The 14,050-nt window shown below is 43.7% G+C and carries 11 protein-coding genes; 5 read left to right on the forward strand and 6 right to left on the reverse strand.

What is annotated here, in order from left to right; all coding sequences use genetic code 11:
• The first annotated feature begins 294 nt into the window (after positions 1-294).
• From G6R11_RS03505 to aceA, 5 genes are all read left to right on the forward strand, one after another.
• The gene (locus G6R11_RS03505; RefSeq protein WP_163131499.1) at positions 295-2,505 is read left to right on the forward strand and encodes an ABC transporter permease subunit; all 2,211 of its coding nucleotides are present in this window, start codon (positions 295-297) and stop codon (positions 2,503-2,505) included.
• Positions 2,506-2,527: 22 nt separating this feature from the next.
• Entirely contained in the window at positions 2,528-4,183 is a 1,656-nt protein-coding gene (gene pstA, locus G6R11_RS03510) for a phosphate ABC transporter permease PstA (protein ID WP_163131501.1), read from the forward strand.
• Between the two features lie 26 nt (positions 4,184-4,209).
• Positions 4,210-5,028, forward strand: a complete 819-nt coding sequence (gene pstB / locus G6R11_RS03515; RefSeq protein WP_163131503.1) for a phosphate ABC transporter ATP-binding protein PstB — start codon at positions 4,210-4,212, stop codon at positions 5,026-5,028.
• Between the two features lie 24 nt (positions 5,029-5,052).
• Entirely contained in the window at positions 5,053-5,757 is a 705-nt protein-coding gene (phoU, locus tag G6R11_RS03520) for a phosphate signaling complex protein PhoU (RefSeq protein WP_163131505.1), read from the forward strand.
• A gap of 945 nt (positions 5,758-6,702) precedes the next feature.
• Entirely contained in the window at positions 6,703-8,013 is a 1,311-nt protein-coding gene (aceA, locus tag G6R11_RS03525; RefSeq protein ID WP_163131507.1) for an isocitrate lyase, read from the forward strand.
• Between the two features lie 74 nt (positions 8,014-8,087).
• On the opposite strand, the gene G6R11_RS03530 is transcribed toward aceA, so the two are convergent.
• The 6 genes from G6R11_RS03530 to G6R11_RS03555 form a co-directional block, all read right to left on the reverse strand.
• The gene (locus tag G6R11_RS03530) at positions 8,088-8,678 is read right to left on the reverse strand and encodes an ACP phosphodiesterase (protein ID WP_163131510.1); all 591 of its coding nucleotides are present in this window, start codon (positions 8,676-8,678) and stop codon (positions 8,088-8,090) included.
• A gap of 42 nt (positions 8,679-8,720) precedes the next feature.
• Positions 8,721-9,557: a dienelactone hydrolase family protein gene (locus G6R11_RS03535; RefSeq protein ID WP_163131512.1), complete on the reverse strand. Its 837-nt coding sequence runs from the start codon at positions 9,555-9,557 to the stop codon at positions 8,721-8,723.
• A 33-nt stretch (positions 9,558-9,590) separates the two neighbouring features.
• The gene (locus G6R11_RS03540) at positions 9,591-10,007 is read right to left on the reverse strand and encodes a DUF2007 domain-containing protein (protein ID WP_163131514.1); all 417 of its coding nucleotides are present in this window, start codon (positions 10,005-10,007) and stop codon (positions 9,591-9,593) included.
• Between the two features lie 414 nt (positions 10,008-10,421).
• Complete coding sequence (locus tag G6R11_RS03545) at positions 10,422-10,871, reverse strand: CBS domain-containing protein (RefSeq protein ID WP_163131516.1); 450 nt, start codon at positions 10,869-10,871, stop codon at positions 10,422-10,424.
• A 242-nt stretch (positions 10,872-11,113) separates the two neighbouring features.
• Positions 11,114-12,415, reverse strand: a complete 1,302-nt coding sequence (locus G6R11_RS03550; RefSeq protein ID WP_163131518.1) for an anti-phage deoxyguanosine triphosphatase — start codon at positions 12,413-12,415, stop codon at positions 11,114-11,116.
• Positions 12,416-12,725: 310 nt separating this feature from the next.
• Positions 12,726-13,946 carry a pyridoxal phosphate-dependent aminotransferase gene (locus G6R11_RS03555; protein ID WP_163131520.1) on the reverse strand — a complete coding sequence of 407 codons (1,221 nt, stop codon included), beginning with the start codon at positions 13,944-13,946 and terminating at the stop codon, positions 12,726-12,728.
• Between the last annotated feature and the right edge of the window lie 104 nt (positions 13,947-14,050).

Genomic DNA, 14,050 nt, shown 5'->3' on the forward strand with positions numbered 1-14,050 from the left:
GTTTTATTACAGCAAACTAATAGCGATGTTTCTGAGGGTTTAAAGTATGCATAGCTTTTAAGTAATTAGGAAGATACTTAAAGCCCTGCTTGGACAAAAAGCCAGCCAAGCATGCAATATAATTTCTTTGTAATATTAGGTACATACAAATGTAACACATACCTGATAATCATAGTTGGTGAACGTTTTTTATCCCACCAAATCGTGACATTTTTTTTAGTATTTCACCCTGTAACAATACTGTCATAAAACTGCCATATACTTTCGCCAGACCTATTAAATTGTGAGGGATATATGACGCAGTCAGTGTCATTTAATAGTAGTGCTCAGCGGCTAATTAAGGACCGACTAACCCGCTACAGCGTAAGTGCTGGCGGGATTGTTGTTCTATTAGCACTGATCTTAATTTTCTTCTATTTATTGTATGTAGTTGCACCTATTTTCTACGGCGCGAGTTTAGAAAAATCTAAAACCATTCCGTTACAAGATAGCAGTGCCACAGTGGCTATTGGTGTTGAAGAGCAAAACGAAATTGCTTATCGCTTCAATCAAGACGGGCAGTTAAGCTTTTTCAACTTAATTGATAGCCAACGCGAGTTTCAAGACTATCAAGTTGAAGCAGAGATTACTGCGTCTGACCGCACAGTGCCAAACCAAGGCATGGTGGCTTACGGTACCAGTGATGGCTTGGCTTACATCGTTTCACCTAAATTTGGTATTAGCTACCCTAACGACAAGCGTTTAATTACGCCAGGCATTGCTTACCCAATGGGTGAACAGGCCTTGATTATTGACCCACAAGGACAAGCAATTGAACAGCTTGCCTTTGAGCGTCAAGAAGAGTCAGCAGTGGTAGCAGCAGTAACCGCCGATGGCCGAGGCTTGTTGGTTCGTTACGAAGCTGAAGAAGACATGTTTAGCGAGTCTTTGGAATGGCTGCCTGAAACGGCCTACATCCCAAGCTTGCCAAGCAAAATTGACCAAATTTTGGTAACGCCAGACTTACGCCGTTTATATATTCGTAACGGTAACCAGTTAGCTAACTACAATATCTCTGATATTGATAACGTGCGCTTAAACTCAGTGGACTTTATTAATAGCACCGACACCAATGTTACAGACATTGCCTTACTAACCGGTGCTAGCTCTCTTATTGTGGCAAACGACAATGGCAAAATTAGCCAGTGGTTTGACGTAGCAAAGGATGGAGTGCGTAAGCTTACGCAAATTCGTGAGTTTGATGCAGGCGCTAAAGTAAACGAAATTGGTGTTGAGTACTTCCGCAAAGGCTTTGCAGTAAGTGGGGAAGATGGTTCTATTACCTTATTTCACACCACTGGTGGTGGCCGTTTAGTCCGTGAGATGACCGACACTAAAGCCTTTAGTTTAGCCTTCTCTCCACGAGCTAGTGGCCTACTAACTGAAACCGAAAACGGCCTTGAGTTCTACCATGTAGATAACGAGCACCCAGAAGTCACTTGGCGCGCCTTGTGGAGCAAAATCTGGTACGAAGGTTACCCTGAGCCGCAATATGTGTGGCAATCAACCTCGGCCAGTGATGACTTTGAGCCCAAGCTAAGCTTAGTGCCAATTTCTTTTGGTACCATTAAAGCCGCTTTTTACGCCATGTTATTTGCCGCGCCTATTGCTTTAGCAGGTGCTATTTACACCGCTTACTTTATGTCTGCGCCGCTGCGTAAAGTAGTTAAGCCTACCGTAGAAATTATGGAAGCTTTACCAACGGTAATTTTGGGCTTCTTGGCGGGTTTATGGTTAGCGCCATTAATTGAAGATAACTTGCCTGGCGTAATTGCCATTATGTTGTTGCTCCCCGTAGGCTTTTTGCTAACTGCTTTTGCTTGGTCAAAAATGCCCAAGAAAGTGCGCCAAATGCTGCCTGAAGGTTGGGACGCAATTGTACTTATTCCGGTTGTATTGTTTATTGGCTGGGGCTGTATTCAAATTAGCCCAGCGCTTGAGCAATGGATGTTTGACGGTGATGCGCGTTTATACCTAACCAATGAGCTAGGCATTAACTTCGACCAACGTAACTCTATGGTGGTTGGTTTAGCCATGGGCTTTGCAGTTATTCCTACGATTTTCTCTATTGCAGAAGACGCTATTTTCTCGGTGCCTAAGCACTTGAGTAATGGCTCTTTAGCATTGGGTGCTACGCCTTGGCAAACGCTAACTAAAGTAGTGATTTTAACTGCTAGCCCCGGTATTTTCTCGGCGGTAATGATGGGCCTAGGCCGAGCAGTAGGTGAAACCATGATTGTACTTATGGCTACCGGTAATACACCAGTGATGGATTGGAGTATCTTCCAAGGTATGCGTACCTTATCGGCAAACATTGCGGTAGAAATGCCAGAGTCTGAAGTGGGAAGCTCTCACTACCGAGTGCTGTTCTTAGCAGCCTTTGTATTGTTTGTATTTACCTTTGCATTTAACACCATTGCTGAATTTGTGCGCCAACGTCTGCGCGACAAATATAGCTCGCTGTAAATAGGGATATGGGAACTAACCGATGAATAAGTGGTTTAAATCAGGTAACCCGTGGATTTGGATGACGGCCGGTGCGGTAAGCATAAGCTTGGTAGCAGTAATTGGTTTGCTGTTACTGATCGCCGCACGTGGTTTGGTCTATTTCTGGCCAAGTCCTGTACTTGAAATGGAAGTCAAACAGTTTGGTGAAACCAAAACTGTGATTGGCGAACTGTATGATACTGAGCTTGTACCAATTGAGCGCCTAAAGGCCTCTGGTGCAAATTTAGAAGGCTTAGACGGCGACTTTGTAGAGCGCTTTTTGATTAAGACCGGTAACCGTGAATACGTAAATCTAGATTTTCGTTGGTTAACCGAGAATGAAATCTTATCCAAGAAGCAGCCTCAAGGCATTGCGGTAGTTGAGCGTCGCACTAATGGTAACTTTTATGGTTACGTTGAAGGCATTGTTAAAGGTGATACCACCATTAATGCTGCTGATGACGCTGACCACGAAAAGCTGTTTGAGTTGTTAGAACGCTCTAATGGCATTATTGATCAAGCCGACTCGTTGCAGCGTCACGACATTGGTGGCATTAACTACAGCCTAGAGCGTTTACGTTTAAAGCAGCGTAAGTATGAGCTTGCAGATGAACTAACCCCTGAACGCTTAGCAAGTATTGAAGCCGATGCCAAGCAATTGCATCAAGACTACTTGGTACTTGAGAAGCAGTTATTTGCTTATCGTGATGAAGCGCGCCGTGACCAACTAATTATTCGCGATATGCGCGGTGAGTTGGTGACTATTCCAATGGATAATGTATTGGATGTGTTCTTCCCAAATGAAATGAACTGGTTCCAAAAACTAGGGCATTGGGGACATCAAGCGGTTAAGTTTATTGTTTCTGAACCACGTGAAGCCAATACCGAGGGCGGGGTATTCCCAGCTATCTTTGGTACGGTATTCATGGTGATGTTAATGGCCGTTATTGTTACGCCACTAGGTGTTGTAGCCGCCATTTACTTGCACGAATATGCAGGCAATAACAGCTTTACCCGTTTAATTCGAATTGCGGTCATTAACTTGGCGGGTGTTCCCTCTATTGTTTACGGTGTATTTGGCTTAGGGTTCTTTGTTTACATGTTAGGTGGCAGTATTGACTCCTTGTTCTATCAAGAGTCACTACCTACGCCAACCTTTGGCTCACCAGGTGTGATTTGGGCAGCCCTTACCTTGGCAATTCTTACTTTGCCAGTGGTGATTGTATCTACCGAAGAAGGTTTGTCGCGTATACCTAGCGCAGTGCGCCAAGGCTCACTAGCCTTAGGTGCGACTAAAGCAGAAACATTGTGGCGTATTGTTATTCCAATGGCGAGCCCAGCCATTATGACCGGCCTTATTTTGGCGGTAGCACGTGCTGCTGGTGAGGTTGCACCATTAATGCTGGTAGGTGTTGTGAAACTAGCACCAACCTTACCGCTTGATGGTAACTTCCCGTTCATTCACCTAGAGCGCAAGTTCATGCACTTAGGCTTCCACATTTATGATGTAGGTTTCCAAAGCCCGAACGTAGAAGCGGCTCGACCTTTGGTGTACGCCACGGCATTTTTATTGGTAACGGTTATTATTGGCTTAAACTTAGCAGCCATCCAAATCCGTAACCGTTTACGCGAAAAGTTTAAAACGTTAGACCAATAAGCTAACGGCAATTTGTAGGAAAAAAAATGATTTCTTTGAATACAGAAAATAGTCGAGATACTAAATTAGATTTGGCTAACTTAACGGCAGAGCAAACTGCATTAGAAGTAAAGAACTTAGATCTTTACTACGGCAGCAAACAAGCCTTGTTTGATGTGTCGATGAAGATCCCTAAAGGGCAAGTAACCGCATTTATTGGCCCATCGGGTTGTGGTAAATCAACCTTATTGCGTTGTATTAACCGCATGAACGACTTGGTTGATATTTGTAAAATTAGCGGTGAGATTTTGCTGCACGGACAAAACATCTACGATAAAAGCGTAGATGTAGCTGCGCTGCGTCGCAACGTAGGCATGGTGTTTCAGCGTCCAAACCCATTCCCTAAGTCTATTTACGAGAATGTAGTATATGGTTTACGCCTGCAAGGAATTAAAGATCGCCGCGTATTAGATGAAGCGGTAGAGCGCTCTTTACGTGGTGCAGCCCTGTGGGAAGAGGTAAAAGACCGTTTGCAAGAGAATGCCTTTGGCTTATCTGGCGGTCAGCAACAGCGTTTGGTAATTGCCCGCGCCATTGCGATTGAGCCTGAAGTGCTATTATTGGATGAACCTACATCAGCACTTGACCCAATTTCTACATTGACGATTGAAGAGTTGATTAACGACCTTAAGAGTCGTTACACCGTGGTGATTGTAACTCACAACATGCAACAAGCGGCGCGAGTATCAGACCAAACAGCCTTTATGTATATGGGCGACATGGTGGAATATGCTGATACCAATACCTTGTTTACAACACCAGCGAAGAAGCAAACCGAAGATTACATTACAGGCCGTTACGGTTAACCCAACCGTCGCTGAGGAAAAGATATGGATAAGTTAAACATGAACAAACACATATCTGGTCAGTTTAATGCTGAACTGGATCATGTGCGCAATCAAATTATGGCAATGGGTGGTTTAGTTGAGCAGCAACTGATAGATGCCCTTAGCCTGTTAAGCCGACCAGACGCAGAGTTGGTGAGCAAGGTGATTAGCACCGACAGCAAAGTAAATTCTTTTGAAGTTGCTATTGATGAAGAGTGCACGCGCATTATTGCTAAGCGCCAACCTGCTGCGAGTGACTTACGCATAGTAATGGCGATCATTAAAACAATTGCCGATTTAGAGCGTATTGGTGATGCAGCAGAAAGCATTGCTCGCATGGTTGAGCGTAACATGGATAAGCCGTTCAAAGCGTCTTTAAGTAGCTTAGAGCACTTAGGCCAGCATACAGCTAAAATGTTGCACGACGTGTTAGATGGTTTTGCTCGTATGGACGTAGATATGGCGTGGAGCGTTCACCAAGAAGACAAAAAGGTGGATAAAGAGTACGAGCGTCTTATTCGTGAGTTGATGACTTACATGATGGAAGACCCGCGTTCTATTCCTCAAGTGCTAGATGCTTTAAATGCTGCACGTGCTATTGAGCGAGTGGGTGACCGTTGTCAAAACATCGCCGAGTACATTATCTACTTCGTAAGAGGTAAAGATATTCGCCATTTAGCCGGTGATGAAGTGGAAAAGCTGCTTTAAGCTTAAAATTTTCGAGCGATAAAAGCTGGCGATTGGCCAGCTTTTTTGTTTTTAGAGAAAAATATCTAAAATTTTTTTCACTTTTCTGGTCTGATCTCTTCAAAAAAGCATTTCTGTTTAATAACAACTTTTCCGGGTTTTGTATCTTTGGTCTCTTAGCTGGCGAATATTTCACTGTTAACTCAATTTTAAACTGTTGTTTAAAACAGGCTGTAAGTGCTTATTTAATATGATGTAACTTTCGTCTAATTGTCCTTTTTGGAGCCTTAGTTAACGAAATTCCCTTTACGTAAACGTCAATCTATTGTGGGCGTTTGACTAACTCTAGCGTCAATCGGTTCTTTAATTACGTAATTAAATTTCTTTTTGCGACAAAGGTAGTAAACGAAAGGTTGCCTATTTGTTAATTAATTAGAGTTAATACTTTAAATAAAGCTTTGCTTTTGTTTTTGTCGGTGTTATAAAAAACAGGGTCTTGGGAGGGTTTTTAAACGGTTGTTTAATTTATTTTCCAGGTAAAGACAAGGTTTGGTGTTTACCGTTGAGGCTGTTTTATTCTTGTAACTGTAGTTACAACTACGTAAAAGCTACATGTTTGGGTCGCAATTTACGTTAAATACAGTGGCAATCAATAAACAGGTGAACACTTAACTAAATAAAGCCGACCAGGTTAATAAGCAGTGGCCAACAAGCTTAATAACAAGGCTAGACACGGAGCAAAAGCCACAGTCAAAAGCAACAATAATGCTGATACGGCGCTCCAAACTTAGCTCGGTACTTTTAGACAACAAAAACAAAAGTTAAAAGTATCGAGTTGTATTTTCCAAGCCAGTGTTGCTTGGCATTAATTAAAGAGTAACCGCATAAATAGCGGTACCAAAAAACTACGTGAATGAGTGATACAAGCTACTTGTATCGAGGAATAGAGTCTAAGAGGGATTGAACATGACATTAACAAGAGAACAGCAAATTCAAGCATTAGAAAAAGACTGGGCAGAGAACCCTCGCTGGAAAGGCGTTAAGCGTCCTTATACTGCTGAAGAGGTAGTAAAACTGCGTGGTTCGATTATTCCTGAAAATACCATTGCTCGACGTGGCGCTGAGAAGTTATGGACCTTGGTAAACGGCCAAGCCAAAAAAGGCTATGTTAACTGTTTAGGCGCCTTAACTGGTGGCCAAGCGGTTCAACAAGCTAAAGCGGGCATCGAAGCCATTTACTTATCTGGTTGGCAGGTTGCCGCCGATAATAATTCTGCCTCTAGCATGTACCCTGATCAATCGCTATATCCTGTAGATTCTGTGCCTAAAGTGGTAGAGCGTATTAACAACTCATTTCAACGCGCCGACCAAATTCAATGGGCCAACGGTCTTTCTCCTGCCAACGGTGGCTTAGACTACTTCCTACCAATTGTTGCTGACGCCGAAGCGGGTTTTGGTGGAGTGTTAAATGCCTTTGAGTTAATGAAGAACATGATCAAAGCAGGCGCTGCCGGTGTTCACTTTGAAGATCAGCTTGCTTCAGTTAAAAAATGTGGTCACATGGGCGGTAAGGTACTGGTTCCAACCCAAGAAGCGGTACAAAAACTGGTTGCAGCACGCTTTGCGGCTGACGTTGCCGATGTTCCTACCTTGGTGATTGCTCGTACCGATGCGAACGCCGCGGACTTGCTAACCTCTGATGTAGACCCATACGACGCTGAGTTTGTAGAAGGTGAACGTACCGCAGAAGGTTTCTACAAGGTGCGTGCTGGTATCGATCAAGCAATTAGCCGAGGCCTAGCTTATGCTGAGTACGCCGATTTAATTTGGTGTGAAACTGCAACACCTTGTTTGGAAGAGGCTCGCAAATTTGCTGAAGCTATTCATGCTAAACACCCAGGGCAGTTGTTAGCTTATAACTGTTCACCATCGTTTAACTGGCGTAAGAACCTAGATGACGAAACCATTGCCAAGTTCCAACAAGAGCTTAGCGACATGGGTTATAAGTACCAGTTCATCACTTTAGCCGGTATTCATAACATGTGGTACAACATGTTTGACCTTGCCCACAACTATGCGCAAGGCGAGGGCATGAAGCACTACGTGAACATGGTGCAAGAGAAAGAATTCCAAGCGGCTGACCGAGGCTACACCTTCGTGGCTCATCAACAAGAGGTGGGTACAGGCTACTTTGACCAAGTAACCAACGTGATTCAAGGTGGTAAATCTTCAGTAACTGCACTAACCGGTTCTACTGAAGAAGAGCAATTTAGTTAAGGTTTAATACTTAGACAACAATAATAAAAACGCTATGTAACACTTATTCGAGCAGCCCAAGGGCTGCTCTTTTTCTATTTGCTTGGCGGATAGTTGCTAAGAAATTCTTGAGCGTGCAGAAGCACCTTGGGGTATAGCGCTAAAAATGCTGCTTCAAGTTCATTAGAGTGGCAAAGTATATCCTCGTACAGTAGCTCTAGCTTCACTGGGCGGCGCAGGCGCCGGCTGATAGCGCGTAAGGTGCCGGCAACACTGTCTTGGTGCTGGTATTGTTCTAACCAATCATATTCCCGCATATGGTTGGCGGTGTGCATTGCTTTGTCGGGTAATGGGAAGTGCTGGAGTTGTTGATAACAGTGGCTGATAAAGTTAGAGCGGGAGCTTTGCGAGAATTGCTGCCAATGCAAACTCAGCAAATAGTCAAAGTACACATCAAGGGCAATGCCTGAGTAGCGTCTTAAATCAGCTTGGAAGTAGTGAGTTAACCCCAGTTGATTGACTTGCTGATCGGTAAAACTATCTATTTTACGGTGCAGCTTTATACCGAGTTGTACCTCGTCATGGTAGCTTTGCCAATGGTTTCCTTTTACAAAGTCACCCAGAAAAGCCCCTACAACAGAGGTGTTAGTATGCTGGGCAATGTGAAAGTGAGCTAAATAGTTCATTCAATAAGCATATCTTAGACTGCAGCACTTAGGCAGCTTTCGCTACATCAAATCCAGTTGTTGCATGTATTGCTTGAAGCCTTCAAGCCAGAAATCACTATATTCATAAAAAAGCGCGTGCCCGTTTGCCGAGGAGCCTAAGGAGTAAAAGTGAAAATCTAGTTGTCCGCCAGCGTCTTCAAAAGTTTGAGCGTAGCTCTCTATTTCAGTATTCGAGTAATAAGGATCGTTACGACCATACATAAATAGGTGGGGTAGTGGGTTGTTTTTGGCGGCCTTGCTGAACAAACCTTGGTTGCTGGCAAGAGGAGTATTTATTTGGCATTCGTCACCCATCCAACCGCCAGAGAAGTTAACTACGCCCTTAAACCACTGTGGATGTTTAGCAGCGTAAACTACCGATAACAAACCTCCTCGAGAGTGACCACTAATCACGATGTTGTTTTGGTCTAACCACGTTTGCTGTTGTAAGTATTGCATGGTGGCATCTAAGCTTTGTGAAGCGTAGTTAATACCAGACTCAACGCTATTTACGCTGCAATTGTAAGATTCATTATAACTACCTTGCGATGCGCCTCTGCCGCGTCGCATCGGTATCAGCAAGGCAATATTGTGCTTGTTTAAGTAAGTCCCAAATCCCCAAGGGTTAATGGTAAGCGTATTGGCTATAATGCCTGGGCCAGTTGAACCATGGTTAAAAATGACCAGCGGAAAAGGGCCATCGCCAGCGGGTTTATATAAGGTTGCTTCTAGTTGTATTTGCTTGTCCCATAGCAGGCCTTGTTCGGTCATTGGGATTGAGATGGTTTCGCCACGATCAAGGGCTTGGGCGGAAACGCTAATCAATGTGAGTAAGCTTAGCGCGAAGCGAAACATCATGGCTGTTTATCCTTAAGCAGTTTTGTAGTGGAGTTATTGCTCTGTGTTTTCTTGCCAAAAAGCCTTACAGCTGTCGCATTTAAAACCATGTTGGTAAAAGAATAAGGGAAAGCCAGCTAAAAGGAATACCAAAAAAGCTGACCGTTTACCTTTAGTGAAAGCGCGTATATTTTCACTGCCACAATTAGGGCAAGTCATAATCGTCTGCTCTGGGAACAATTCTTCTACATCAGTTGAGTAGTCTTGTTGAAGTATTTGCCAGGCTTGCTCTGCGTCACTCTCTTTTACCATCAGCCTGATTCCGCCAACCGCATCGGAATATAACCACTGCATGTTTATAGTATGTTCATCATTAAGCGCACAAGGGATATTAGCACTGAGTAAACTCGCTTTCGCTATTTGTGCTTCATGTGGATAAGAGTATCGCGCAACCACTACCCATTGGCTCATATACAATTCCTACAAATAAAGTGTTCTTTTTCATTATTTTAACATTGCTAGACTAGATTTTCTTTAAGCTCATCTAAGCGAGGATGTTTAGTCAATAGCAGTTTGAGGGATGAATTTTAGGCAAAAAAAATCCAGCTCTAGGCTGGACAAAAAAACATAAGGAATGACTAATACGCGCTATCGCTAAGAGCACAATAGCAGGGGCGATTAGTGGCCCCATAAATCGACAAATTCAGTATCGGCTGAATGCGGTGCCATAGGATGAGAGCACCAAGCAATTTATGGATTAATCTTAGCGTGACGGAGTTCACAAAACAACCTGTTTTTGTAATTTATTTACTAAAATATACAAGTTTTTTCTAATTTACTTAGTTGTGTGTCACGCTAATAGTGAAATGTTGTTGTAATATTACTCTATATGTCAGGGGTCAATGGTTCCTGTTCTGCGAGCATTTCTAGCAAAGATATTGCTACACCTACAAAATCTGTATCAGTGATAATGCCGATCAGCTTCTTGCCTTCTACTACCGGCAAGCAGCCAATACGATGCCGTTCGATGTGTTTAGCGGCTTGTCCAACTCCTGCTGCAGAATCTACCGTATGCAACTTCGTCAACATAATGTGTTTGAGCATTATTTGTTGTTCATGAGCACGACGTTGCGCCTCACTGGTTTTACTAAGGTTTGATTCTTGCGCGGCGAGTAGGGTTCGCTCGCTCACTAAACCAATAAGGTGTTGCTGGCTATCGACGATGGGGAGGTGGCGAATTTTGTGTTCGTTACACAGGCTAATGGCTTCTTCAAGCGTGGTCTGCTCAAACGCAGTATGTGGGTTAGTGGTCATGATGTCTGCTACTTTAATCATAACGATACCTCTTGTTGTTTTCTCTCCTTTAAATTTAGTGTGTTAGCCAGAAAAGAGCTTGATGGAAATCAAGCTAATTAACGCTTTATTAACTGTGTGTGAAAGTTGTTGTCTAGCTAGAAAAACTAACAAAAAATCGCTATATTTTTTGCAATGTAAGCGATCTTCTGCTGCAAGTGATGCTAGTGACATATTAGATATACTGAGAATCATTGGGCTGTTTCAAACTACGCTGGCTGTGACTAAAAAAGTGTTTGAAATAAACGGTTTGCGTAGTCGTCTGTCATTCCCGCGATGTAGTCTGCAATCACTCTGGCTTGACTCTCATTTTCTTCGCCAGCTTGTAGCCAACGGCTACGAGTATTGAGTGGCAATAAACGCTCAGGATCGCTGGCAAAAGCTTGAAATAACTCCATAACCACTTGCTGGCCCTTAAAACGAACCATTTCTATCTCAGGTGTTTGAATCACATAGTGCAATACAAAGCGCTTTAATACATCTAGCGCTTGCGCCATGGGAGGATCCATTTTGGCTTGATAGTCTAATTGAGGTTCGTCAAACCTTGCTTGCGCTTGTAAGCTAATGGCAGTGATAAACCCATTCACAAGGCTGCCAATAGCATCTTTTTGATCATAATGGTGGCGACTAAATAACTTAACCGACAGCCCACCTATTTCATCGGCCAGCCAGCAATCTTTTATGTCGGCAATGGCAGAGGCAACTTGCTCTTGCCAGTCATGGCGGCTCACTATACCCATCACTATGGCGTCTTCTAAATCATGCACCCCATAAGCAATGTCATCAGCCAGCTCCATTATTGAGCAATCTAAGGATTTATAGTTACTTTTACGGTGATGGGCCTCGCCAAGGCTACGACTTTCAACAAAGGTGGTTCTGTCCCTTTCGCTTAAACTCTCAAGCACCCAATTGTAGAGTTGCTTGTCATCATCATAAATGCCTTTGGCTGGCGCCCAATCTGCCACTTTTAACTGACGAAAGCTTTTAGCCACAGGCGGGAGAGGGTGTCTTTGTAATTGGCTGAGCAAGCAAGGGTATTTCATTATGCCTAGCAGAGTTCGCCGGGTAAGGTTCATACCATTGGCGCGAGTATAAGGCTCAAGCTTGGTGAGAATGCGAAAGGTTTGCGCGTTGCCTTCAAAGCCACCATCGTCACGCATCATGTAATTGAGCGCTACTTCGCCGCCGTGGCCAAAGGGCGGATGACCAATGTCGTGAGCTAAACATAGGCTCTCGATAAGATTAAGCTCCGGCAATAGCCTGTTTTGCGGCTGATTGTTAGCACTAATGTGGCCAACAATGCCGGTACCAATTTGCGCCACTTCTAAGGAGTGGGTGAGGCGAGTGCGGTAGAAATCATTGTTGCCAATACTAAGCACTTGAGTCTTGTTTTGCAGGCGGCGAAAAGCCGCAGAATGCAAAATTCGCGCTCTGTCTCGCTGCCAAACGCTGCGATGATCGTTACGTCTCTGGTTTTGTTCTTCGGCGTATCTTGCTGTTCCAGCTTGTTGGCTTAGTTCACTCATTGCATGCTCCCACATTGCTCAATACCAATCGTACTAAGTAACTGTTCGTTCTATCTGGTTAAAACACTCGATAATTGCGTTAGAATTTTTGATAGTAGAATAACTGCTTATCGAAAAATCCAGCCTTATTCTCGAGCATTTTTCCTGCGTTATTTCTGATCACTTACTTAGTGTGATTGGTATAAGCTCTACACTACAACAGATTTTCTAAAAATAACATGACCTTAAGCTGATGCTCTTGGCTGAATTGAGCGCAATAAAAAAGGGTGCATAAAGCACCCTTGTTGAATAGTTTTAAAGCAAGCTGTTATTAGTCGGCTTGACGATAACCGTCTAAGAACGTCGCTATGCGGCCAATGGCTTCACGCAATTCTTCTTCACGAGGCAAGAACACAATGCGGAAGTGATCTGGCTTGGTCCAATTAAACCCAGTACCTTGTACAACCAAGGTTTTTTCTTGTTGCAGCAAATCTAAGGCAAACTGTTGGTCGTCTTTGATGTTGAATTTTTTCACATCAAGTTTAGGGAACAAGTACATCGCGCCCTGCGGTTTCACACAGCTTACACCCGGAATGTCATTGAGTAGTTGCCAAGCTAGGTTGCGCTGCTCATATAAACGACCGCCAGGTACGATTAGCTCGTTAATGCTTTGGTAACCACCTAGTGCAGTTTGAATGGCATGCTGAACTGGCACATTGGCGCACAAGCGCATTGAGGCGAGCATATCTAAGCCATCGATGTAGTCTTTAGCGCGATGTTTAGGGCCACTGACTAACATCCAACCCGAGCGGAAACCACATACCCGATAAGCCTTAGATAAACCGTTAAAGGTAAGGGTTAGTACGTCGTCTGACAAAGTAGACATCGGCACATGTAAGGCTTCATCGTAAATGACTTTTGAGTAGATCTCGTCGGCAAATAAAATCAGATTGTGCTGACGTGCTAACTCTACCAACTCTAGAAGTAATTCTTTGCTATAAACAGCGCCAGTAGGGTTGTTAGGGTTAATTACCACCAAGCCCTTGGTGCGAGGAGTAATTTTGCTGCGAATATCTTCGATGTCTGGGAACCAGCCTGCTTGCTCATCACATTCGTAATGCACCGGGTTTCCGCCAGAGAGGGTTACTGCGGCTGTCCATAGGGGGTAATCGGGAGCTGGCACTAACATTTCGTCGCCATTATTAAGCAGCGCTTGCATGGCCATTACGATTAGCTCGCTCACTCCATTGCCTAAATAGATATCTTCTAGGGTAGTAGTGCGTAAACCTTGTAATTGATAGTGATGCATCACCGCTTTACGGGCAGAGAATAAACCTTTTGAGTCACAGTAGCCTTGGGCGGTAGGTAGGTTATGAATAACATCTACCAGAATTTCTTCGGGGGCTTCAAAGTTAAATTCGGCGGTATTGCCAATATTTAATTTGATTACACGGTGGCCGTCTTCCTCGAGGCGTTTTGCTTGTTTCAGCACTGGACCACGAATGTCGTAACATACGTTGTCTAGCTTATGTGACTTCTCTATTTGATACATGATGATAATGGGTCCCTTTACAATAAACGTATTAACTTATTTTTTGCGGTAGCTTGCAAGTGTTTAGATAAGCTAATTGCGCTTTTTCAGGATTTTTTATTAGC

Origin of the sequence: Agarivorans sp. Alg241-V36 (assembly GCF_900537085.1) — a bacterium.
In the GTDB taxonomy this organism is placed as follows: Bacteria; Pseudomonadota; Gammaproteobacteria; order Enterobacterales; family Celerinatantimonadaceae; genus Agarivorans.